This is a genomic window from Solibacillus sp. FSL K6-4121, assembly GCF_038002585.1.
GTDB classification, from domain to species: Bacteria; Bacillota; Bacilli; order Bacillales_A; family Planococcaceae; genus Solibacillus; species Solibacillus faecavium.
The window spans coordinates 413928-438805 of the sequence record NZ_JBBOCS010000001.1; the positions used below are offsets into that span (position 1 = coordinate 413928).

The 24878-nt window shown below is 37.3% G+C and carries 22 protein-coding genes; 10 read left to right on the plus strand and 12 right to left on the minus strand.

Annotated elements, in window-relative coordinates; translation table 11 throughout:
• Nucleotides 1-105: 105 nt before the first annotated feature.
• Entirely contained in the window at nucleotides 106-993 is an 888-nt protein-coding gene (locus MHH95_RS02180) for a hypothetical protein (RefSeq protein ID WP_340726280.1), read from the minus strand.
• A 320-nt stretch (nucleotides 994-1313) separates the two neighbouring features.
• On the opposite strand from MHH95_RS02180, the gene MHH95_RS02185 reads away from it, so the two are divergent.
• Both MHH95_RS02185 and MHH95_RS02190 read left to right on the plus strand, forming a co-directional pair.
• Nucleotides 1314-1901: a Crp/Fnr family transcriptional regulator gene (locus MHH95_RS02185; protein ID WP_340726281.1), complete on the plus strand. Its 588-nt coding sequence runs from the start codon at nucleotides 1314-1316 to the stop codon at nucleotides 1899-1901.
• A 185-nt stretch (nucleotides 1902-2086) separates the two neighbouring features.
• Nucleotides 2087-3055: an NAD(P)-dependent alcohol dehydrogenase gene (locus MHH95_RS02190; RefSeq protein WP_340726282.1), complete on the plus strand. Its 969-nt coding sequence runs from the start codon at nucleotides 2087-2089 to the stop codon at nucleotides 3053-3055.
• A gap of 164 nt (nucleotides 3056-3219) precedes the next feature.
• Here MHH95_RS02190 and MHH95_RS02195 read toward each other — a convergent pair whose 3' ends face one another.
• Nucleotides 3220-3573 (minus strand): MerR family transcriptional regulator, encoded by a 354-nt coding sequence (locus MHH95_RS02195; protein WP_340726283.1) that lies wholly within the window; start codon nucleotides 3571-3573, stop codon nucleotides 3220-3222.
• A gap of 74 nt (nucleotides 3574-3647) precedes the next feature.
• On the opposite strand from MHH95_RS02195, the gene MHH95_RS02200 reads away from it, so the two are divergent.
• On the plus strand, nucleotides 3648-4334 hold the full coding sequence (locus MHH95_RS02200) for a type 1 glutamine amidotransferase domain-containing protein (RefSeq protein WP_339214251.1): 687 nt from the start codon (nucleotides 3648-3650) through the stop codon (nucleotides 4332-4334).
• 251 nt (nucleotides 4335-4585) lie between these two features.
• Here the strand turns inward: MHH95_RS02200 and MHH95_RS02205 are convergent, their stop codons facing one another.
• The 3 genes from MHH95_RS02205 to rlmD all read right to left on the minus strand — a co-directional run bounded on the left by MHH95_RS02205 (nucleotide 4586) and on the right by rlmD (nucleotide 7673).
• Complete coding sequence (locus tag MHH95_RS02205) at nucleotides 4586-4765, minus strand: hypothetical protein (protein WP_340726284.1); 180 nt, start codon at nucleotides 4763-4765, stop codon at nucleotides 4586-4588.
• Nucleotides 4766-5200: 435 nt separating this feature from the next.
• Nucleotides 5201-6190: an NAD(P)-dependent alcohol dehydrogenase gene (locus tag MHH95_RS02210; protein WP_340726285.1), complete on the minus strand. Its 990-nt coding sequence runs from the start codon at nucleotides 6188-6190 to the stop codon at nucleotides 5201-5203.
• A 118-nt stretch (nucleotides 6191-6308) separates the two neighbouring features.
• Nucleotides 6309-7673: a 23S rRNA (uracil(1939)-C(5))-methyltransferase RlmD gene (gene rlmD / locus MHH95_RS02215; RefSeq protein WP_340726286.1), complete on the minus strand. Its 1365-nt coding sequence runs from the start codon at nucleotides 7671-7673 to the stop codon at nucleotides 6309-6311.
• Between the two features lie 188 nt (nucleotides 7674-7861).
• On the opposite strand from rlmD, the gene MHH95_RS02220 reads away from it, so the two are divergent.
• Complete coding sequence (locus MHH95_RS02220) at nucleotides 7862-9547, plus strand: methyl-accepting chemotaxis protein (RefSeq protein WP_340726287.1); 1686 nt, start codon at nucleotides 7862-7864, stop codon at nucleotides 9545-9547.
• A gap of 160 nt (nucleotides 9548-9707) precedes the next feature.
• On the opposite strand, the gene MHH95_RS02225 is transcribed toward MHH95_RS02220, so the two are convergent.
• The 3 genes from MHH95_RS02225 to pruA form a co-directional block, all read right to left on the minus strand.
• Nucleotides 9708-10622 carry a diacylglycerol kinase gene (locus tag MHH95_RS02225; protein ID WP_340726288.1) on the minus strand — a complete coding sequence of 305 codons (915 nt, stop codon included), beginning with the start codon at nucleotides 10620-10622 and terminating at the stop codon, nucleotides 9708-9710.
• A gap of 168 nt (nucleotides 10623-10790) precedes the next feature.
• Nucleotides 10791-11348: a thioredoxin family protein gene (locus MHH95_RS02230; protein ID WP_340726289.1), complete on the minus strand. Its 558-nt coding sequence runs from the start codon at nucleotides 11346-11348 to the stop codon at nucleotides 10791-10793.
• Nucleotides 11349-11508: 160 nt separating this feature from the next.
• Nucleotides 11509-13053, minus strand: a complete 1545-nt coding sequence (pruA, locus tag MHH95_RS02235; protein WP_340726290.1) for an L-glutamate gamma-semialdehyde dehydrogenase — start codon at nucleotides 13051-13053, stop codon at nucleotides 11509-11511.
• Between the two features lie 167 nt (nucleotides 13054-13220).
• Between pruA and MHH95_RS02240 the strand changes: the two genes are divergently transcribed.
• From MHH95_RS02240 to MHH95_RS02265, 6 genes are all read left to right on the plus strand, one after another.
• Nucleotides 13221-14516 carry a sigma 54-interacting transcriptional regulator gene (locus MHH95_RS02240; RefSeq protein WP_340726291.1) on the plus strand — a complete coding sequence of 432 codons (1296 nt, stop codon included), beginning with the start codon at nucleotides 13221-13223 and terminating at the stop codon, nucleotides 14514-14516.
• 306 nt (nucleotides 14517-14822) lie between these two features.
• Entirely contained in the window at nucleotides 14823-15797 is a 975-nt protein-coding gene (locus tag MHH95_RS02245) for a proline dehydrogenase family protein (RefSeq protein WP_340726292.1), read from the plus strand.
• Between the two features lie 93 nt (nucleotides 15798-15890).
• A complete protein-coding gene (gene putP, locus MHH95_RS02250; protein ID WP_340726293.1) occupies nucleotides 15891-17378 on the plus strand; it encodes a sodium/proline symporter PutP in 1488 nt (495 codons plus the stop codon).
• Nucleotides 17379-17494: 116 nt separating this feature from the next.
• Nucleotides 17495-17809, plus strand: a complete 315-nt coding sequence (locus MHH95_RS02255; RefSeq protein ID WP_340726294.1) for a YbjQ family protein — start codon at nucleotides 17495-17497, stop codon at nucleotides 17807-17809.
• Between the two features lie 99 nt (nucleotides 17810-17908).
• Complete coding sequence (locus MHH95_RS02260; RefSeq protein WP_340726295.1) at nucleotides 17909-18763, plus strand: PucR family transcriptional regulator; 855 nt, start codon at nucleotides 17909-17911, stop codon at nucleotides 18761-18763.
• Between the two features lie 75 nt (nucleotides 18764-18838).
• Nucleotides 18839-19921 (plus strand): ABC transporter ATP-binding protein, encoded by a 1083-nt coding sequence (locus MHH95_RS02265; RefSeq protein ID WP_340726296.1) that lies wholly within the window; start codon nucleotides 18839-18841, stop codon nucleotides 19919-19921.
• A 55-nt stretch (nucleotides 19922-19976) separates the two neighbouring features.
• Here MHH95_RS02265 and MHH95_RS02270 read toward each other — a convergent pair whose 3' ends face one another.
• The 4 genes from MHH95_RS02270 to MHH95_RS02285 are packed head-to-tail and all read right to left on the minus strand — an operon-like array spanning nucleotide 19977 to nucleotide 24876.
• Nucleotides 19977-20837, minus strand: a complete 861-nt coding sequence (locus MHH95_RS02270; protein ID WP_340726297.1) for an ROK family protein — start codon at nucleotides 20835-20837, stop codon at nucleotides 19977-19979.
• A complete protein-coding gene (locus tag MHH95_RS02275) occupies nucleotides 20838-21776 on the minus strand; it encodes a GNAT family N-acetyltransferase (RefSeq protein WP_340726298.1) in 939 nt (312 codons plus the stop codon).
• Nucleotide 21777: 1 nt separating this feature from the next.
• Nucleotides 21778-23352 carry an FAD-dependent oxidoreductase gene (locus tag MHH95_RS02280; RefSeq protein ID WP_340726299.1) on the minus strand — a complete coding sequence of 525 codons (1575 nt, stop codon included), beginning with the start codon at nucleotides 23350-23352 and terminating at the stop codon, nucleotides 21778-21780.
• Nucleotides 23353-24876: a hypothetical protein gene (locus tag MHH95_RS02285; RefSeq protein ID WP_340726300.1), complete on the minus strand. Its 1524-nt coding sequence runs from the start codon at nucleotides 24874-24876 to the stop codon at nucleotides 23353-23355.
• Nucleotides 24877-24878: the final 2 nt, after the last annotated feature.

Here is a 24878-nt window from a genome sequence, read left to right on the forward strand (position 1 = left end):
CGAAATATGAATATCAAACACGATATTTACATAGAGATAATAATTCACAAAAGGAAGGAGTGCAAAGTCTATGCTCGTCGTAGGCATTCATAGTGGTTCTTTTCATTAATCTCCACCCCCACCGCAGCTTGAGCAAGAAGAATCAGACGAACAAGAACTGCAGAAGCTTGCCGTACTGCAACTATTGCAACTCGAGGAACTGTTACTGCTTACCTTCATATAACTTTTAAATTCATTGTAATGAAAATAAGAAACAGATAAGAAAGGAACAAGCATTGAATTGTAACTTTCCTGATATTTCTTTTTTTTAACCATTTCACTTATGATATTTTTATCATAATCCTTTATTCCATTTGCTGATTTTTTCATGGAAGAAATAAGCACCCGGACAGTAGTCATATACTTGATATCACTTTTAAAATACAGATCTATTAGTTCACTTTCCGGTAAATTTCTAAACTCATCAATAATATCTGGATGTACGGGATATCTGAAAAAACCTTTATAAAGATGGATATTCTCCTTTCTTAAGACAAAAAGCTCAGTATACACCCAATCAAAAAACCCGCGTAAATCAGAGTCAGGTTCTTCATTAATATTTGGAGTGTGATGAAGTGTTGTCCCTAAATAACGCTTTGAAAAATCACCATACTCACGAGTAAACATGATCATCTCATGCCACAAATCATCGACTTTCTCACTAAACATTGGTGACGTTTTCAAAAGATACGCCATAATAAAATAACGTTTTAAATCCAGGAGGCGCCACTCATACTCATTCTCTTTTAGCCTATTATTTTTCCATATCCGTTTTTCTACATTCGCCAAATAAATATTACTAAGTGATTGCTCTAGGTTATCACACAGCTTTTTTAATCCTTTAATTGGTTTTATCTCTACTGTATTTGGAGCTAAACCAAATTTAAATGAACGTTTTTTACGTATAAATAAAATAAACCAAATAAAAACTGCTAGCAGGAGTATCCATTTCATTTATATAACCCTCATCCCTATGTATAAGACTTCATAAAATTATAAAATAATTCCTCTATATAATATAAAATGCATTAAAAATAAATGCATTAACTGCTTCATTTTAATATCTAATTGCTATTATGCTTTCTGTTATCATCAATAATTTCAACAAGTTGTTCATTTTCCCTGTCTAATAATCTAATCATTTTGTAGAACAATAAGAAAAAACGGATCCCAAAATCAGTTATTCGAATCCGAAAAGTTTAAGGTGAAATGGATAAAAGTGTTGTAATGATTAAGTTATATTAAAATTGTCTCAATAAAAAGGGAGCGAATATATGATTGAAATACTCAAAAAATATATGTCTGATTTCACTTCAATGAGCGAAGATGAACAGCAAGCAATTTCTGAAAGTTTACAAATTAAGGAATACAAAAAAGGAAAATACCTTCTTAGACAAGGAGATATTTCCACCATTAAATGTTATTTCGTATTAATAGGGTGTGTTAGACAGTTTTTTATAGATGAGTCAGGTAAAGAGGTAACATCAAATTTTTTTACTGAAGAACAAGCTATACCAATTATCAATGAAAAGACTCAACATGAGCTGTCAAAGTATTCATTAATCTGTGTTGAGGATTGTATATTAGTAGGTGGTGATGTTACTTCTGAAAATGCAATGTTTAACAAATACCCACAACTTGAAATGATGATACGAAAAATGATGGAAATAAACCTTGGTGAAATGCATGATCAATTAGGTGAATTTATCAGCTCTTCTCCAGAAGAACGATACAAAACCGTTTTAAGGCAATGCCCTCATTTAATTGACCGTGTACCACAACATCAATTAGCTAGTTATCTTGGGATTACTCCTGAATCATTAAGCAGAATTAAAAAGCGAATTAAAAACAGCAATCATTAAAATTGATCCCCTCCTCATTTCTTAATTATCTCTTTATCAGCAACAACAATTCACTGAAGATTAACTAACCAAAATTATTCTTTGAAAAAATTTACAAAATCCTTTGCAAATTAACTTAAGTCAATGAACGGTATTTATCACCTTGTTATTATTTAATTACCAAAAAGACTAATTGGAGGGATTTTATGAAAGCAATTGTTTGTAATAAGTATGGTTCACCTGATGTCCTTGAATTAAAAGATGTGAAAAAGCCTTACCCTACCGAGAATCAAGTGTTGGTAAAGATTCATTCAGCATCTTTAAACTTTGGCAACTTAGTTCTTTTGAAAGGCAAACCGTTCTTAGCACGATTTGCCTTCGGATTAACCAAACCGAAATACTCAATTCCAGGGGGCGATATAGCTGGTACAGTGGAAGCTGTTGGTGAAAACATTCAGCATTTTAAAGTAGGTGATGAAGTATTTGGTGACCTATCTGGTTGTGGCTGGGGTGGTTTTGCTGAATATGTTACGGTTCCTGAAAATGCTTTAGCCTTAAAGCCAACCAACATCTCCTTTGAGGAAGCAGCTGCGTCTCCTATGGCAGGCGTGACTGCCTTGCAAGGACTACGTGATAAAGGTGACATTAAATCGGGGGATAAAGTATTAATTTATGGCGCATCTGGAGGCGTTGGTACTTTTGCGGTACAAATTGCTAAATCATTTGGTGCTGAAGTAACTGGGGTATGTAGTACACGAAACGTTGAAATATTACGTTCTATAGGAGCAGATTATATCATTGATTACACAGAAGAGGATCTTGCCCAACATAAGGAACGTTATGATTTGGTTCTTGGCGTGAACGGCTCTAATTCCATTTCAGTATATAGACATGTACTTAAACTAAATGGGAAATTTGTTCACGTAGGAGGTTCCGAGTATCAACTTTATCAAACATTATTTCTTGGACCTTTTATTTCATTAACTGGGAATAAGAAAATAAGTAGCCTGTTACAAAGAGCAAACCAAAATGATTTAAATGTTGTAAAAGAATTACTTGAGATTGGAAAAGTAAAACCAATAATTGATAAACGGTTTAAGTTAAGCGAAATAACGGAAGCATTCAAATATTTTCAAGAAGGTCACGCTCAAGGTAAGGTAGTGATTACTTTATAATGTGTGCCAACATACACATTGCATTATCTAATTTTTCACTTTCATATAAAAGTAACTCTTGGCACATCTTTATTTAATTTGAGCTAAATCAATGAGATTTTTAAAACAATAAAAAAACCGAATGATGTAGTAGAATCACTCAGCTTAATTATTAAAGATTATTTTTAATCTGTCCCTGATATTTTAATAGTAATTTTCTGATCAATTTCACTAATAAAAGAATTTAATATATCAATTTGCTCTTCTAGTTTTTTCTTGTGCTGAATTAATATTGCTTGTGTATTAATCTCTTCCTGTTCTATATTCAGCGTTGATATATTTCCTCTTATATCCTCAATTGACATGCCTAGACTTCGAAAACATTTAATTAACTTTAAAAGTTCAATGGCTTGTTCATCAAAAATTCGATGCCCTTGTTCATTTCTTTTTATTGGTGGAATTAAATTTACTTTTTCGTAGTATCGAATTGAACTTGCAGGAATTTCAATTAAGAGGCTCGCTTGTTGAATTGTATACACGAGGTGTCCTCCTTGACTTAAAGTATGGTTTAACCTATAAGCTTGATAGTATCAAACTTATAGGAGATTGTATAATGAAAAAGATTTTATTAGTAGTAACGAATACCTCTAAGTATCCCAATTTAGAACGTGCAACAGGATTATGGTTAGGAGAAGCTGTTCACTTTGCAGCTGAAATAGAAAAAGCAGGGTATGAAATTGATTATGTGAGTCCAAAAGGCGGTTATACACCACTTGACCCGCACAGTTTGCAACCGGATCAAATGACCGAATTAGATTGGGAGTATTACACAAATACTAATTTCTTAAATAAGCTAAGCAATACTTTGCCTGCTGACTCTATTAACCCAAATGATTATGCTGCTATCTATTATGCAGGTGGTCATGGAGTTATGTGGGATTTCGCAGAAGATGAAAACTTGCAAAACATTGCAAGTACTATTTACGCTAACGGTGGCGTTGTTTCTGCCGTTTGTCATGGAGTTGTAGCGTTATTAAACATTAAAAATGATGACGGTGAACTTCTAATTAAAGATACTAAAGTAACTGGCTTTACTAACACAGAAGAAATGGCTGTTGGACTAGATAAAGTCGTTCCATTTTTAGCTGAAGATGAACTTGTTCGTAAAGGGGCAAATTACGTGAAAGGTGATGATTGGTCAGTATTCACTGTAACTGATAATCGTATTGTTACAGGACAAAATCCCGCATCAGGTGGCGCAGTTGCCGAAGATGTAATTAAATTATTAAAATCACTTTAATCTTAAATTGCGTTTAAGCATCTTCTTACAGGGGGTGTGGCATGACATTGGTGTTGGTCGTTTTAAGTAGTTGGCTAGATCCTATAATTGTAGGACCTAGCCCTCTTTTGTTTTTTTAGAATTTTTTATTTTGAAATACTCATTGATAAAAACCCCTTCCTACTGATGATCAAGTACATCAGCGCTATTGGGCTCTCCTTAAACTGGTAGAAGCTGCAATCAAAACTCCAGAGTCATTTTATTTACTAAATTTAAAGCACAGAACGCCACTTTTGAAGATGGCCATTAACTGAGTATAGATTGTTTACTTCATCTAAATTATGAATCGGTGTTTGTTCAATTTTTGAATCTTCTGTTTCAATTCTTACTGGCTTTAACTGTTCTACAATATGCGCCTTTTCTTTATGCATCTGAGCTGTTTCAATAGTCATCTAATAAACTCCTAATAATATGATTTTTATGTATTTTCTAAATAATATATTAGAATAACAATTTTTACAACCTATTTTACTATTTATGAAATAAATCTTTAGAACCAAAAAAAGGAAATAACTAGTGATAGCAACGAGCCAATAGAATCCCATCGGTAACAAGTTATGTTTTCAATATCTATAAATTCCCTTTATAAATTATTCAATTTGCGCGGTCTGATAATATTACCGTTTTTTAAAACAATAAGAAAAAGCGAATTCCAAATACAGAATCCGCTCTTTCCAAATTATTATACTAACTCCAACCAAGCAACCGCTTCACAATGCGTGGAGTGTATGTGGCAACTCATGGGTGCTGGTGGGTTTAATTATATAGGTACGGTACCTATTTTAGTGGAATCGTGCCTGCATAGGGGGCGTTCAATTAGTAGTTTTTCATTTATTTTTTTCTTTCATTTTTAGGACTATGACGACATTTCCTTTCTTATGCCCTTTTTCAACATACCGATGAGCTTCCACAATTTCTTCAAACGCATAAGACCTATCAATTACAACTTTCAACTTTCCATTTTCAACAAGTACCCTAAGGTAGTTTAATGCTTCTGGCGTTTCAGGGGCATTTTTACTTAAAAGAAGTTTCTTGCTACTTGTCAATTTAGTCCTTAGCATTCGAATGCTGGGTAATACTTCAGTGATATTTATGTATGTGCCGCTCTTTCTTAATGACTTCATACAAGCTGAGAATGAACTTTTGTTTACTGCTTCGAAAATTACATCATAAGTTTCTCCTGTACTTGAAAAATCCTCTACAGTGTAATCAATTACCTTGTCGGCTCCTAGAGATTTTACCATTTCTAAATTTGAGGTACTGCATACCCCTGTAACATTTGCTCCAAATACCTTTGCAATCTGTACTGCATAGCTTCCTACACTTCCTGAAGCACCATAAACAAGGACCTCTTGACCGCTCTGAATGTTCGCTTTTCTAAGAAAAAACAAGGCTGTACGTGCACCAATTGGAATGGCTGCAGCTTCTTCAAAAGTTATATTGTTAGGTTTAAGTGATACTGGTCCATCTTCCGGAAGACACTTATATTCCGCATATGCACCAAAACCCAACAGAGATGCCGCGAAAACCTGATCACCTTCCTTAAATCTTTTAACCTCTGTTCCTACTGCTTCAACTTCTCCAGCTAACTCCATCCCTAAAATCTCTTTTTTGGGTCGTTTGAAACCAAGTGTGATTCGAGCAGGCAGCCAAAAAGCAGGAGGAACTGTAAAACTTCGTGACCGAATATCTGCAACTGTTACAGTTGTCGCTTTTACTTTTATCAAAATTTCATTTTCCTTTGGAACAGGTTTTTCTACTTCTTTCAGTTGAAGGACGTCGGGGGAACCGTATTTTGTATATACAATTGCTTTCATTTAAACTCCTCCAATTCGCTTAATCCATAATATTATATGAACTATACGACAAGAAATTCTTTTTTAAAACAATAAGAAAAAACGGATTCCAAAATCGGAATCCGTTCTTCGTAAGTTATTATACTAACTCCAACCAAGCAACCGCTTCACAATGCGTTGTATGCGGGAACATATCGACAGGCTGCACTTCCTGCGTTTTATAACCGCCGTCTTCTAAAATGCGGAGATCACGGGCAAGTGTTGCAGGGTTACATGAAACATACACAACACGCTTTGGCTTTTGTTCGATAATTGTATTTAGTAACGCCTCATCACAGCCTTTACGCGGTGGGTCGACTACTAAAACATCTGCTTCTTTACCTTCTTTGTACCAGCGGGGAATGACTTCCTCTGCCGGACCTGCTTCGAAATATGTGTTTGTAAAGCCATTTAGTGCGGCATTACGTTTTGCATCTTCAATCGCTTGCTCAACAATTTCAACACCCATGACATGCCCTGCCTTTTGTGCTAAAAATAGTGAGATTGAGCCTATTCCACAATAGGCATCAATTACGCGCTCCTCTCCAGTCAATTGCGCATAGTCAAGTGCCTGCTTATAAAGGACCTCTGTTTGAACAGGATTCACCTGATAAAACGAGCGTGCTGAAATTTCAAAGCGGACATTACCAATTGTATCTTCAATTGTATCCTTACCCCAAAGTGTAAATGTCTCATCGCCGAAAATGACATTTGTTTTTTCACTGTTGACGTTTTGAACAATGGACGTGACATTTGGGATAAGCGCTCGTATTTTTTCGATTGCCGCGCTCGCCTGAGAGAATTTCTTGGATTTCGTAACTAGTACGACCATCACTTCGCCTGTTGCCCGCCCTTTACGAACGACAACATGACGCAGCATGCCTTGATGGGATTTTTCATCATATGGACGCACACCTAAAATCTCTAATTCACGTTTCAAGTCTGCCATGACAACATCAGCTTCGCCTGTTTGAATTAAACAACGTTCCATATCAACGATTGAGTGTGACTTCGTTTTATAGAAGCCTGCCACCATCTGCCCCGCTTCGTCTTGAGCGAAAGGTATTTGTGATTTGTTGCGGTAATGCCAAGGCTCTTCCATCCCTTTTACCGGAAGGACAGGTGCATCAATTTTACCAAGACGCTTCATCACATTTGCGACCATATTTTGCTTCCATTTTAATTGTCCCTCATATGAAAGATGCTGTAATTGACATCCCCCACATTGCGAGAAATAGACACATGGCGCTTCTACTCGATCAGATGACTTTTCTAGTATATTTACTACTTTTGCAAAGCCATAATTCTTTAATGTTTTCATTACATGAATCTCGGCAGTTTCTCCAGGAAGTGCCCCTTGAATGAATAATGGATAGCCATCAATTTTCGCGACGCCATTGCCATCATGCGTTAAATCTTCTATATAAACAGTTGTACGATCATTTTTTTTAATTGGTGCTGACATATTCTGTTCTTCCTCTCAATTCAATCTCTTTATTGTACCACGCACCTCATAAATTGCACTCATTATACTTTCGACTACTTTTCCTTATATTGCTTTTTATTACTTTTGGTATAGAAATAAACAATAATTACCTATATAATTTAGCTCATAGAAAGATTTGAAATATTACATATAAGGAGACCAAAATTATGTCGGTTCGAAAAAAACTCAATGTTGGCTTCATTATAATTGGATTGTTACTGCTTTTATCGATTGGGTTTGCTACTATGCAATTTTATCGTATTGGCGATGAAGTTTCAAAAGCTGTAGACATACAAATGGCCCAGGTTCAGCGCATTAATGAAATCCAGCAAAACTTACTTTCCCAAGAGATTTATGCTCGTGCTTATACAGTAGATCCGTCTCAAAAAAACTTAGAGTTAGTAACGGATCATTCTTCACAATTAGTTCAATTAATTGACGAAGTACAAAGTGCTAATACGTTACCAGAAGCGACTTCTATTATTAGTAACATAAAAACTCAGTCAGAGACCCTTATACAACAAATCAGTCAAATTACTTCTGCCGTACAGGAAAGAAATATTTCCGCCGCACTTACAATAGTAAGTGGTGACTATACTTATACAAGTTCATTTATAAGTGAGTTGGCCGAAAGAATCGAGCAAATTGAAAATACCGAGTTAGATAATATGGTAGACAGCACTCAAAGTATGATTTCACTTTCTACTATTTTGTCAGTTATTTTCATACTTATAACAATTGTAGTTATTATACTTTACATGATGTATACAAAACGCGGTATTACAGCGCCTCTTCAAGTTATTACAAATGATTTAGAGGAAATCGCAAACGGCAACATAAAAGTTACGCATAAGCCAATTCAAACAAATGATGAGCTGGGAATGCTTTCTAGAGCCTTTACTTTGTTACAGCACAATTTTGAAGAGCTACTAGTCAGCATTCAAAAAAATTCTGACCAACTTAGCAACTCTGCCGATGCACTAATGAAAAATAGCCATGTAATTTCATCGGAAACAGCACAAATTAATAAGCTGATTACACATACAGCAAAGACTGCTGAAACAATGACAGTTGGAGCAAATGAAAGTGCACTCGCTGTTGATGAAACGACTCAAGGAATTAATTCCATTGCTTTTGCTACTCAAGATCTTCATAGCGGTTCTGTCTCTTTAGCACAGGCTGCCTCTGATGGTGTAATAATCATTGACGAAGCGACACAGCAAATGGAAACTGTATACGAATCTACTCAATCGATTTCTAAGCTTTCTAATGTGCTAATCGAGCAATCCGAACAAATTAGTACAATTACGAACGCGATTACTAATATTGCTGACCAAACAAATTTACTCGCTCTAAATGCCGCAATTGAAGCAGCAAGAGCAGGTGAACACGGAAAAGGTTTTGCGATCGTTGCAGATGAGGTAAGAAAGCTTGCAGAGCAGTCTAAAAATTCCGCAAGTAACATAGCTGTATTAATCGAGAATATACAATCCAATACCCAAAATATGAGTGAAGCAGTAGAAAATAGCCTTCACTGTGCGAATGATGGGGTCATCGTTATTGATCGTGCTGGTCAGGCATTCCGTTCTATTACGAATAACATTCATACGATGACAGAACGTGTTGAACATATTTCTGCAACATCCCAACAGATTTCTGCAAGTTCCGAGGAGGTTTCCGCATCTGTTATCGAAATTTCACACGGTACTGAAAAAACAACCGCTAATGTTGAACAAGTAGCAAATGCTACTAAGCTTCAAGCAGAGGTCGTTTTACAAATGGAAGAACTAGCAAAACAGTTAGCTGAACAAGCCTCACAGCTGCAGCAGAGTATGGAAAAATTTAAACTATAATAAAAGCCTTTCTCTTAACCATATACGTCGTTAAGAGAAGGGCTATTTTTTTAGATATTAGAACCATTACTATTTATTTAACATATAAAAAGATATAAGCTCTCCTCAACATAAAAAACTTACAAGGGTATCCACAACCCTCGTAAGTTCTAAATGTTTATTATTGTGCATCGATTTCCGGTAATTCATCAATTGGTGCAAATACTTCAATATGGCGTTTTAAGTTTTGGAATTTTGCAGGTGCATCTCCGCCGTACTCGCCATCTAAATTCAGGTGAACTTCCTGTTCAGAAGTTACGGAAACCCGGCTTGCCTTCCGGTAGATAAGACGTTCATCCGATAAATGTTCACCGCGTAAGGCAAGTGATGCAATTCGTATGAAATCTGCTATATTGCATTCCTTTAAAATCATGACTGTAAACAGACCATCATTGATTGATGCATCTGGGGCAATTTTTTCAAAGCCGCCAACTGAATTCGTTAACCCACATAAGAACATCATGGCATTTCCCTCAAACACTTCTTCATCCATTTCAATTCTCATATGTGTAGCCTTAATTGAAGGAATCATTTCAATCGCTTTTAAGTAATAAGCCATTTGTCCAAGCAATGTTTTCATTTTACTCGGTACTTCATAAGTCAGTTCGGTAATACGACCACCTGCCGCAATATTAATGAAATAGCGGTCCTCATTTAAAATACCGACATCGACTGGTATCGTATCCCCCGCAATTATAATATCAAGTGCATCTTCTACATTCCGCGGTATATGTACCGCACGTGCAAAGTCATTCGTCGTCCCCATCGGTATTAATCCAAGCTTTGGACGTTTTTCGCATTGGCTAATACCTGCTACTACCTCATTTAATGTTCCGTCTCCACCAACTGCAATTACTACGTCAAATTCACGGCGTACTGCTTCTAATGCAGCTTCTCTGGCATCCCCTTCACAAGTTGTCGCATGACAGGAAGTTTCGTAGCCCGCTATCTCTAATTTTTCTAATACTTCAGGGAGGTGCTTTTTAAATGCCTCTCTACCAGAAGTTGGATTATATATAATTCTTGCTCTTCTCATTTTGATCTCATCCTGATTAGTTTAATTTTCATTCTGTTCAAAGTATACTTCTCAATGTTTTACAAAAGCAACCATAGTTATTCGCTTATCTCTTCAATAATACGTTTAAAATAGAAAAAAGTTCCTACTATAATTATATAGTAAGAACTCCCTTTTAACACAGAAATATTACAAAACTGCATTTACTTTCTTTTTGAAATCTTCGTACACATAGCTCCAAAGCTGTGAGTTTTCTACATATTGTTTGCGCATGTTTTCGTATAAGTCTTTTTGTGCATCTTCAAATGTTGGATCTTCCTTCTCCGGCAAAGTTGCACGCATATCCGTTACAAGCTGTTGTAATTGTGGTGCGCGTGGTCCCCAAGTTGTTATTACTTCCCCGGATTCATTTAAAATTAAATACATTGGAATAGCACGTCCACCATTTGTTAAATAGCGGTCAATTAAATCTGTATCAGCATCACGTAAAGCTGTGCGAATATCTATATTTGCGGCTTCTGCCACTTTGCGAATGATTGGATTGTTAATCATAGCATCTCCGCACCAGTCTTCCGTTATCGCTAAAATATGGAGATTAGCATTTTTCAGTTGCTCAATAAAATCTGTATCTCCTGGTAATACAAAGCTGTCATAAATCATAAAGCTCTGTTCTTTTAACTGGGACATTTCATTCATATAATCTTTCATTGAAATACTTTCTTCAAAATATTGCTGTTCTGTTTTCATCAATAAACCACCTTTCCAATAATTACTCTTATTCTGCCTTTTTTTATAATAAAAAGAAAGTTTTATGAATCAGTAAAAAAGAAAAAAACGCCTTCACGAGGCAATTGTGAAGGCGTTCTTACTATATTATAAGGAAATTTCCAATAACTAACCTATTTAACTAGAATGCTTCTGATGTTGTTTTTGCTTGCATATGCAATGTTAAATAATCCGGGCCGCCTGCTTTTGAGTCAGTACCTGACATGTTGAAACCGCCAAATGGTTGGTACCCAACGATTGCACCTGTACAACCACGGTTAAAGTAAAGGTTTCCAACATGGAACTCTTCACGGGCATATTCTAAATGCATGCGGTCATTTGTAATAACAGCACCTGTTAGACCGTATTCCGTATTGTTTGCGATATCAATTGCTTCTTCAAACGTTTCTGCTTTTGTAATTGCTACAACTGGTCCAAAAATTTCTTCTTTCATAATTCGTGCTTCTGGATCCACATCTGCAAATACCGTTGGGTGTACGAAATAACCTACTGAATCGTCTGCCGTACCACCAGCTACTAAACGACCTTCTGTTTTCCCGATTTCAATATATTCGCTGATTTTCTTGAATGCTGCTGAATCGATTACTGTCGCCATAAAGTTTGCATTATCTGACGGATCGCCGATTGTTAGGGCATTCGTTAATTCTTCTACACGGTTTACAACTTGATCATATACATCCTTTACTATGACAACGCGTGAACATGCAGAACATTTTTGGCCCGAGAAGCCGAATGCTGATTTTACAATTGATTGCGCTGCTAATTCCAAATCTGCATCTTTGTCGACAACGATCGTATCTTTACCGCCCATTTCGGCGATAACACGTTTAATCCAGATTTGACCTGGGCTTAATTTTGATGCACGCTCGTTAATGCGTAAGCCGACATCACGTGAACCGGTGAAACTAATGAAACGTGTTTTCGGATGGTCCACTAAATAGTCGCCCACTTCTGCACCGCTGCCAGGTACGAAGTTTACGACACCTTTTGGCAAGCCTGCTTCTTCAAGCACTTCAATAAATTTATACGCAACGACCGGTGTAGTTGAAGCTGGTTTTAATAATACTGTGTTTCCTGTTACTACAGCAGCCACCGTTGTACCTGCCATAATTGCGAACGGGAAGTTCCATGGTGAAATGACGATTCCGATACCTAGTGGAATATAGTCGTAACGGTTGTATTCATTTGGACGGCTTTCTACTTTGCGGCCGTCTTTCATTTCCAACATTTGGCGACCATAGTATTCTAGGAAATCGATTGCTTCTGCAGTATCTGCATCTGCCTCATTCCAAGGCTTACCCGCTTCTTTTGTTAACCATGCAGAAAATTCGTGCTTGCGTCGACGAATAATTGTTGCCGCTTTAAATAATACGTCTGCGCGAATTTCTGGTTTTACTTTTTTCCAAGATTTAAAAGCTTTATCTGCTTCTTGCATAGCTTTTTCAGCTAAATCCTTGGAAGCCTTAGAAACCGAACCAATAACTTCCATTTTCTTTGCTGGGTTATATGAGACAATTTTATCTTCTGTAGTAATGCGTTCGCCACCGATAATTAGTGGATACTCTGCACCAAGTTGTGACTCTACTTTATTTAAAGCTTCTAAATACGCTTGCTTGTTTTCTTCTACCGAGAAATCTGTAAATGGTTCGTGTTTGTATTCAATCATTTATCATTACCTCCGATATTAAGTGCAATATTAAATTGCATCGTATTGTGTTACTTAATTTGAATTATGCAATATAATATTGCTTAAATCAATTATTTTTTCGAAATTACACAAATTATCTTACAATGATAGACCATGTTAAAATATATACAAGGAGGTTTCAACATATGAACCAGGCAGACCTTACTAGTGTCTTTGAATTTATGATTGAAAAAATAGAAACCGGCCTTTGTGCCATTGACGAAAGTGGACGTGTCATCGTTTATAACAAAAAGATGCGCGAACTAACTGGTGAATCGCTCGACCAAATTACGCAACGCTTTTTATCCCAATCACTCGATTTTAATTTGGAGGAAAATATGCTGCAAAAAGTGTTAGCCTCGGGTCAAGGGTATAAACACATTAAGCAAACATTCTGGAATGCTCGCGGTGAAGAAGTCACGATGATGAATGACTATTATCCATATACCCTAAATGATGGCACAAAAATCGCCATTCAATTTTCCCATGACATTACACAACAGGAGTTTTTAATGGATCGTCCATTAAGTCGTTATGGGGCTCCTTTAACTTTTGATATTATTACCGCCGTTTCAAAATCGATGAAGCAGGTGATTCAGCAGGCTAAAATTGCGGCTTATGGTCGCATTCCAGTCATGCTTGTCGGGGAATCCGGGACAGGTAAGGATATGATTGCAGAAGGCATACACCATGAACTTTCCGAAAAAAATGAACGTTTCATAACACTTATTTGCCGACGCAATGAAGAAACATTGTTGGCGCAAATCGAAAAATATATTGCGTTAGAAAAAAATTACACTTTTTTTGCTGAACGAATTGAGTTTTTATCGGACGAAGCTCAAAACCGTATTGTGGAATTGCTTGAACAGCATACCGATCGCAATCATGTTTTTATCGCAAGCATAGGAGAAGACCCGATTGATTTAATTCACCAAGGGAGCCTCTCCAAAAATTTATATTATTTATTTTCAAATTTAACGATTCAAGTGCCGGCATTGCGAGAGCGTCGTGAAGATATTAAACCGTTTGTTGATGATTACTTTGCTCGCAGACGGGTTGCATACGGGATTTCTGTGAAAGGGTTAGCCCCTGAAGTCGAGAAGATTTTCATGAATTATGATTGGCCAGGAAATTTAAAAGAGCTTGAAGTATTACTTGATGATATTAGTGCTTTACTCACAACGGAAGAATATGTTGAGCTTATACATATTCCGGCATATTTCAAGTGGAAACTTAAACAAGCCGAGCCTGTTACATCAGAGCAGCAAACATTGTTCGATTTTTCCCAAAAAAATATACAGCCACTTGATGAATATATGCGCAAAGTAGAAGACCATTATATTGCCCATGCCTTACAGCTGAATAACGGCAATATATCACAAACAGCAAAAGCGTTAGGCATACACCGGCAAGGTCTTCAGTATCGGCTGAAACGCAAGTAGTTATTATACATGGAAAAATTTTATATTTTTTACCAGTAGGAAGGCCTTATTTACTAGGTCTTTCTTTTTTGATTTGGGGGTGCAATATTAAAATGCACCAAATTAAATTTATGTATTTTATAGCATAATTACGTCTGATAAAGATATTCCACGAAAGTTTTTTTGTATAAAACTCCTTGATATTCCTCATTTTTTCTTCTTACAAACATTTATTTACTCAAATTCTATTTCCTTTTTTGAATATTTTGTTTTATACTCACCTCAATAACAATAAAATAATTTTTTCACTTAGGAGGATTAATCAAAATGTCATTAAAGGACTTTTTTATCGCACTTTCCGAGAATCAGACATTAAATTCCGCTGCCCAAAAGTATGGTTTTAAGTTTGGGGCGCAAAGTGTCGTTGCAGGTACAAATATCGATGAGGTAGTTGCGAGCATTAAGCAGTTAAATGCTCAGGGAATTTCCTGCACAGTGGATAATCTTGGAGAATTTGTTTTTGAAAGATCGGCTGCATTAGCTGCTAAAGAACAAATTTCAGCCGTAATAGAGCGTATCCATAGTGAAAATTTAGATGCACATATTTCGTTAAAACCATCACAACTCGGATTGGATATTGATTATGAATTCTGCTATGAAAACTTAATGGAAATTGTTTCACTGGCAAACAAATATCAAATATTTGTTAACTTCGATATGGAGAACTATGCACGCCTACATCCATCATTTGAACTTTTGGAAAAAATTCATGCTGAATATGACAATGTAGGAACAGTTATTCAGGCATACTTCTTTGAATCAGATGAAAATGTAGAACGCTATAAGGATTACCGTTTACGTCTTGTAAAAGGTGCCTATAAAGAAGATGATTCGGTGGCATACCAAAATAAAACCGATATTGACCGCAAATTTATCGAGCAAATTGAGTATCATTTACTACATGGTAAATTCACTTCTATTGCAACGCATGATCATAATGTTATTAATCACGTCAGACAATTTGTTGCACAACATAATATACCTTATGAAAAGTTTGAATTCCAAATGCTGTACGGTTTCCGCAAAGAGATGCAACTAAGTCTAGCTAAAGAAGGGTATAACTTCTGTACATACGTTCCTTTTGGAAATGACTGGTATGGCTATTTTATGCGCCGTTTAGCTGAGCGCCCTCAAAACCTTTCACTAGTTACAAAGCAAGTATTCACTAAAAAGACAAATACTATTTTAGCAGTCGCTACTGGTGCTTTTTTAGCAGGTCGCTTAACAAAAAGGAAGAAATAGTTAGCGGAGACGCCAAATTATAATGCATTGACGGTATTTCCTAGTGTTGTATGCTGAAATTATTAAAAATTTATCTATAGAGGAGCTGCTTTTATGTCTGATTACAGTTATCAATTATTAGCCATTATTATTTACATGGTAGCCATGATCGGAATTGGATGGTATGCGTTCCGTAAAACGAGCAACTTAACGGATTATATGTTAGGTGGTCGTGGACTTGGTGCGGCTGTAACTGCATTAAGTGCTGGTGCTGCTGATATGTCCGGCTGGCTATTAATGGGTCTTCCTGGTGCAATTTATTTATCAGGATTAGTAGAGGCCTGGATTGCTATCGGTTTAACAATTGGTGCTTATTTAAACTGGTTACTCGTAGCACCTCGCTTGCGTGTTTATACACAAGTAACTAAGGATTCTATTACAATACCAAGTTATCTTGATAACCGTTTACGCGATAATACAAAACTATTGCGTATTGCTTCAGGTATTATTATTTTAGTATTCTTTACATTTTACGTATCATCAGGAATGGTTTCTGGCGGTAAGTTTTTCGAAAGTTCGTTTGGAATGGATTATCATACAGGACTTATTTTCGTCTCGGCAGTAGTAGTTGCCTATACTTTATTTGGCGGATTTTTAGCGGTTAGTTATACAGATGTTATCCAAGGAATTATTATGGTTATCACATTAATCGCGGTTCCTGCATTCGGTATTTTCTTAACAGGTGGTCTTGGTGAAACAATTGAATCCATTAAAGCGGTAGATCCGGAAATGCTTAGTCTCCTTCCATCCACTGCAACGGCAGCAGCTATAATTTCATCACTTGCCTGGGGACTTGGTTATTTTGGACAACCACATATTATTGTGCGCTTTATGGCGATTACCTCTGTAAAAGAAACGAAAAGCGCCCGCCGTATCGGGATTGGCTGGATGATTTTCAGTTTACTAGGTGCGCTTGCAACAGCATTAGTCGGTGTTGCATACTTCCAGCAACAAGGTACAGAATTAAAAGATGCTGAAACGGTATTTATCGTATTAGGGCAAATTTTATTCCACCCGTTCATTGCCGGTATTGTTCTTGCAGCAATTTTAGCAGCAGTTATGAGTACAATTTCTTCGCAACTGATCGTAACTTCTTCAGCACTTATTGAGGATATTTATAAAGCTCTATTTAACAAAACTGCGACAGATAAACATTACGTATTTTTAGGACGTGTTGCTGTACTTTTCGTATCAATTTTTGCTGCAATTGTAGCATGGAATCCGGATCGCACAATTTTAGACTTAGTTTCATTTGCATGGGCAGGCTTCGGTGCTGCATTCGGTCCGATCATTTTACTTTCATTATTCTGGCGCAGGCTTACAAATTATGGTGCACTTGCCGGGATGGTTGCCGGTGCAGCTGTAGCATTTGTTTGGGGGCGAACAGAAAGCTTAAAGAGCATGCTGTATGAAATCGTTCCAGGATTTATTGCATGTCTTGTGGTAGCGGTAGTTGTAAGTTTACTAACTTATAAGCCAAATTCAGAAATTGAAGAAGAATTCAATGAAACTCAACGTATTTTAAAAGAAGAACAAAAATAACAATAGAACGGTATGCACTTTGTAAGATGCATGCCGTTTTTAATTTACTGAAATCAACGAAACCTTTTATGATTTTCCTCGTATATGTAACTATTACAATTAAAGGAGTGCTTTTTATGTTAGTCGTTACAACAAACACAATCGAAGGTAAAACTATTGAAACTTATCATGGCATTGTATCAGGTGAAGCAATTATGGGGGCAAACATTGTACGGGATATTTTCGCATCTGTTACAGATATCGTTGGTGGTCGTAGTGCCTCTTATGAAGACAAATTGGCGGAAGGTCGTAAAATTGCCATTCAAGAAATGACGGATCGTGCACGTAGTATGGGTGCTAATGCTATCATAGCTGTAGATCTTGATTTTGAAACACTGCGTGAAGGCATGATGATGTGTGTCGCTACAGGTACCGCGGTAACGATTCGATAATTATTGATGATAAAGTGATACAATATAAGCGTATTTAGTTATATTCTCTACTAAATTCGCTTTTTCTATGCTTAATTTTGTATAAAAGGAGGCTTTACTATGCAACTTGCACAACTATTTCCTTCCCTAAAAATACATCACATATATCCGGAACAACAAAAAAATTTTGCAACGTCAATCTTTTATGATGCTACGAATACATGTTGGTATGAAATCGCTAAAAGTGAAATAACAGTACGAGATTCCCTATTCCTAAAACATTTTTACACTGAATGTACTGAGCAAGTTGACCCTTGGCTACTTTTATTGATGCAAGGAATAGTTCCTAAGGAGACCCCCTATTCTTCCGTTCGCATTTTACAATATCATGCAAAGAAAGATGCGCATCAATTAAGAGATGTGGTTGAGTTGTACTTTATGCACGATGCTTATTTACTTGAAGTTTCTTCTGATACATTTTGGATTATTTTATTTAAAGATTATTCTTTGGAAGAACTAGAAGGATTTCTAGCAATATTGGAAAATGATTTTTATTTGCATGGACAACTTTTTATCGGGCAAATACTTCCGGTTTCCGAAATGCTTCATACATCATTTAAATCGGAACAAACAATGTTCCAATCCATTCAAAGTCTGCAATACCAAACGATTTATACATTTACGGAAAGCTTCCAAAGCTTGCTACCAATTCATCTGAACATGTCGATACAGCAATATTTAAAGCATACATTGCACAATAATTTGCACGAAGAAATGATTACTACAATTACAACATTATTTATCCATAATGGAAACATGTCCTCGGCTGCTAAAGAATTACATATCCACCGCAATACATTATTATATCGAGTACAGCGTTATTCGGAGGAAACTGCTTTGGATTTAAGGCGCAATGAAGACTTGCTATTAGCCTATTTAGCGGCACAGTTGCATAAATTGACGAAATATTCCTGAAAACATTAAGCACATTGCACAAAGGCAGTCCCCTTTTAATCTTTTATAATATGAAAAAAGGGGGACTGGTTTTTTATGTTAGATTTTGATCATCTTGTAAAGCGTTATCCGGATGGCTATGTTGCCGTTGAAAATTTTCATTTAAAGGTTGAGCCGGGTGAATTTCTTGTTCTTGTCGGTCCATCAGGATGCGGGAAATCTACAACATTGCGTATGGTTGCTGGTCTTGAATCCATATCAGATGGTGAGTTACGTATAGACGGCAAACGAGTCAATGAGGTAGAACCGAAAGATCGTGATATTGCGATGGTTTTCCAAAACTATGCGCTATACCCCCATATGAATGTATACGACAATATGGCGTTCGGCTTAAAGCTGCGTAAATTTTCAAAAGAGCAAATCGATGTTAAAGTACGCGAAGCTGCTGCTATTTTAGGGTTATCTGACTTATTGGATAAAAAGCCAAAATCTCTTTCGGGTGGTCAACGACAGCGTGTTGCATTAGGACGTGCCATTGTTCGTGATGCGAAGCTGTTTTTAATGGACGAGCCATTGTCGAATCTCGATGCAAAACTACGTGTTCAAATGCGTTCTGAAATTACGAAACTCCACTACCGTTTAAACACAACAACAATATATGTAACCCATGACCAGACAGAAGCGATGACGATGGCCTCACGTATTGTTGTCATGAAGGATGGCGTCATTCAGCAAATCGGTACTCCGCGTGAAGTATATGATACACCTGAAAACGTATTTGTCGGTGGATTTATTGGCTCTCCAGCTATGAACTTCCTCCGTGGTAATGTAGTAGGCGACTACTTCGAAATCGCTAATGAGAAAGTCCGAATTCCGGACGAAAAGCTGAAAATACTGAAAGAGCAAAACTATGTAAACCGCGAAATTATACTCGGTATTCGACCAGAGGATATTAACGATGGCAATAAACAGGATTCAAGTACCCTTGTAACAACTAAAGTACAAGTTAGTGAATTAACCGGTGCGGAAATGATTGTTTATGCAACAATCGCCGATCAGCAATTTGTCGGTAAAATTCATGCAGATGCGGATGTTGCTATGGGGCAGGAGCTTCCACTTAACTTCAACTTGGCAAAAGCCCACTTCTTCGACCCAGCGACAGAAATGCGTATTCGTTAAATAACAGCATCACCAAAAAGAAGCATTCGGATTTTCTGAATGCTTCTTCTATAGTTTAAAGCAATGCTGCACCAATCAATCCCGCATTGCCTTTATTTAAACTGGCTTCTACCCTACCCTTTTTATGTTCAAAAAACGGCAAACTAAAGTACTGATCGACCAAATGAGAAATTTCCTCCACAATTTGCGGATGATGATTCATAATACCGCCGCCGAGTACAATGACATGGGGATCTACTAAAAGGATGAAACTATGAATCTTTTGGGCAATTTCCCGTTGCCATTCGTGAATTAGTGGCACAATAAGTTCATCCTGCTTGTAATAACGGACAAAAAATTCCGACAATGTCCCTTCTTCTTTAGTATGACGCTGTAAAATCTTCAATAATCCTGGTCCAGCACATACATCTTCAAAAAAGTCCCCCGAGCTTGATAGCGAAAAGCCGATTTCGCCTGGAACTCCCGCACCTCTCATAAATTGTCCATCATGTATCATACAGCAGGCAATTCCTGTACTCACTGTTACGTAAATAAATGTTTCTTTTTCAAAACCGCGAATTTTATATTCACCGTTAGCTGCAGTCATCATGTCTGTTTCCATAAAAACTTGCGCTTGTGGATACGCCTCTTGAAGTTTTTGAACAAGCGGAAAGTTACGCCAAGGTAAATTTTGCTGATGTACTACAAGTCCCTGCTTTAAATCTAATATTCCTGGTAATCCAACTGCAACTTTGACAACGTCGCCCTCTTCCCCTTCCAATAGCTTATTAAAACCTGAGATCATAGCTTCAAATAAAGTATCGGATTGCTGAGGACTTTTCACTTCCAGTTGCTTTATTAAGTACTCAGGCTGTTCTTGCTTTGATAAAGCAAGTGCTAATTTTGTTCCACCGATATCAGCACTTAAAATCCACATTCAACCCACCTGCTTTACAAAAATTCCATAGTTTTTCCAAACGGTATAGCCTAGTTTTTCATAAAAGGCGATTAAATCTGTCCAGTCAATAAATAATGTCTTTTTACCGCGCTGTTGTAAATAAAATTCTGCTGCTTCGATTACAGCTCTTCCTAGTCCATACTTTCTGTAATCCTCATTTACGCCTAATGGACCAATACCACCTAATTGGTCAAACTGCTCTGCCCAGTTATAGTTCGGTCCCTTCCAGGCACTATATTCGTCATTTATACGACAGAAGCCAACGATCTTACCTTCCCATTTCACAACGACATAATCTCTGCCAGTACCTCCCTGGACAAAATAATCATGTGCTTCAAATGTCCATCTCCCCGGAAACGATTGTGCCATGAATTCTAATAACTGCTGTTGCTCATCCTTCTCTAATAGTACAAATTCGACATTATCTTTTTGCGGAGGGGATAGTGGTTTAGTAATTGACTTTGTGAAATCTACACTTTCAACAACTTGTTTAAAGCCAAACATTTCTGCAAACGCCACACCTGCCTGCTGTGCAAGTGGGACTCCGCATAATAGATGTCCTAAATCCCCACCGATTTGTACTTTTTTTACACCGTTTTTCAAAAGTGCTTGTTCTGCAAATTTGTAAAGCTCTGTTCCAATTTTCTGCTGACGGTAGTCTGGATGCACGAGCAACATTTGAATCCAACCATGTTCCTTATTTAAAGCAATCCCATGTGTTTCATGCCACATTTTTGCAATGACTACACCAACAATTTTTCCATCCAGTTTCTTTATTGCGCTTCCTTCCTGTAAAACATACGGAGATTGCCATGTATTTTGTTCAAGCAGTCGATCTGTCAGCTTAAAATCAGGTAAGCACATATTCCATAAATTTATAATATCCTCGTGAAATTCCTGTGTTACTGGCTTTAGCATTTTACTTCCCCCCAAATGTTTCTTCCATTCGACGCAGTGGGTCGTCAACAAAGCTTTCGTCCCATTCCACAATGTGGCCTTGCTCAATTAGCTGTTGTTTTAAATGTTCATACGAAATGTCCTGTACCGGCTTACTTTCTCGTATTGCAGTAGCTACTGCAGTACCTGCCACTTGCCCGAGCATCATAAATATCGGTTCCATACGAATCGAACCATACGCAATATGAGAAGCACTAAGGCATACTGGAACAACTAAGTTAGTACAGTGTTCTTTTTTCGGTAAAAGTGCTCGTAAATCAATCATAAACGGCTTTACCGGTACTTGTATGTCCCCTTCATTCATTACACGACCATTAACAACGACGCGTCGACAATGGTGTGAATCCATATGAAATGACGCTACTGCAATTGGTTGTTCGCAAATTTCACGCTGTAACGCATGGTGTTCAGTCATTACATATTCGCCTATCATTCGCCGTGCTTCACGAATATAAAGTTGCCGCGGCCAGTTGCCTGTATCGGGGAATTCATCTGCTGCCAATCCCCACTGCCTTACTTCTTCTTGAATAACAGACGGCACCTCTTCATCATTCGCCAGGAAGTACAGTAACCCCGCTACATATGTGACATGTTTCTGATACAGCTCTTCCCTTGTTTCATAATTTGCATCGGGAAATGCATAATTCATTCCGATAAAATCCGTTGAAAATGCCCCGTGATTGTTTAAATCCGTCTTTCCATTCATCAAAGGTGTATGTAACTTCATTGCATCCCAATGTCCTGCCTTTATATAGCGTAACAGTAGTGCATAATGATCGCGCTCATATCCATTAGGTTTTGGGAAAGCTACTTTTTGATCCTTCGTTAAACAAATTCTGAAATTATAAGCTTGAATGCGATGATCGCCTGACCCATTATGCTCTGTCACATTTTCTTCTGAAATCCCGTAGAGTAGTCCGCTTGATGGATTCCCCTCTTCTTTGTATGGATCAATAAAGCTTTCAAACTTATGGTGTTGTGTACCAAATTGAACACCATTGTAAATTTCCTTATACACTGTGCCTGCTTCTCTTCCGACAATGTATTCAACACCTGCGTGTGCCAACAAATCCCCTTCATAGCTTGCATCAATAAACTGCTTTGCTTCATAGGTAGTTCCATCTGTCATTCGGACTTGCTGAATACTTTGATTTTCCAATACAGCCGACTCAATAAATTGTTCTGTTTGAACATCAATCTCCTGCTCTTGTAGCCATGTACTAAAAATATGCTCTGCTACATGCGGTTCAAAACGTACACATTTATCCATCCCATAATAGTTGGCTATCTCATTATAAAATTGCTTTGCTAAACCACCAATTGCCTGTTCCGCTCCTAAATCAGTTGCCCCTAATCCGCTTGTCGTAATACCCCCAATAAAGCGGCTGCATTCGGCAATACGCACACTATACCCGTTCTTTCTTAATGTGATTGCTGCTGTTATCCCGGCTGGTGTAGCACCGTATATTAGCACATCCTGCTTAAAGTGTTGTTCTCTCTTTTCTTTTTTGCGGTAATAGTAAACCGATTCCCACATTTATAAAGCCTCCCAACGTAACTTTGTAGCATTTACCACTTGCTGTAATGCTTCAACATATTTTTGAAGCGGTTCTTCAATTTGTTCCTGTTGCAGCAATTGTTCCATTGCGTTCAGTAAATCCAATACTTCAGTTTTCGAGTTTGGATTTTTTGCCTCAACGACTCGATTAGGAAAGAAACTGGCATTATACTGACTATTTTGGGAAAAAAGCGCTTCAATTTTCGCGGCAAGCTCCTGCATTGATGAAGACAGCAAATGAGGAACTGTTTCTACCCCTTCCCATAGAGAACGTGCAAATACGATATTATTCAATTGCTGATACTGTTGGTAATCATACTCCTCCATATGTGGTTGTGCCTTTGCTACTTTATGCAGTGGAACGACTAAATTGACCATTCCTTCACAGCCAATTTCCTTATAACGCTCTGTATCTGTTTTTATTCGGTTAAATAATAATGGGAAGAGCTCACTTAACATAAAATGATCACTGTAATATTCAAAAATGGTAACTTGTTTGTCTGTTGCCTTCCGCCAGTCCAGTAGGCTATCCCATGCACGCTGATCTCGCTGTGACTTAAAGCTTTGTGCATAATTACGTCCCCAATACGCATATAGAACATTTGCAGAACTTACCTGATGCTCTTTTCGCTCAAGCATTTCCCAGCTTAGACCGGCATTATAGACAATATGCTCTACTTCTACTTGTAGATTTGCCGTTGCTAAAGCTTGCTGAAGTTTTTCAGTAAATGCGATATATTGTGTTAAAAATAGTTTTGCCTCTTCACCTTTTGCCCCTACATCTTCCGGCCATAATGAAATCCTTCGTATAACAGGCTCAGTCTTGCAATAAGACACAATAATTTGTATAACTGCCTGCTGTGCTTTTTCATCTTGTAAAAAGTCATGGTTTTTAAGCGCATTGGCTGCTGTAAATTCCGTTTCCTCACCAATTAAATCATTTACCGCTCCATCTGCCGCTGACTTACTTGATACAGTAACACCATTAGCCTTTGCTACTAGATAGCGTAAACTGTGCCCGCCCAATGTGACATCAATACCGCGCTTTTTTATTTCAGGCAATAACGCTTCCTTAACCTCATCCCATAGGAAAAATGTAAAGAAGGCTTCATTTAAACCATTTTTAGTCCCCACATCCAGCATACTTTTTAAAAACGGGATATCATCAATTGTTTCGAATACATTTCCTCGGCGAGCAAACTTCGGAGTCCCTTCATAAGTACTTGAAATCCCTTCGGCAACTATTTTTTTGGGTTGATGTAAATCAAAAAATACAATGCCTTCTACTTTTTCGATAAATTTATACACTCCGTACAATAAGGAGCGGGGGGTATTCCCACGAATAACATAACTTTCCTTAGTCTGAGTAATTTCAAATTCAATCCCATTTTTCGGTATATCAAAGTATTCAAAATTAACCGGAGTTTCACCTGTATAAAAGCGCTTTAGTTCCTCAAATGCAAATTGTTCAATTTCATTTTTATACGTCAGTTGCTGATTCATTT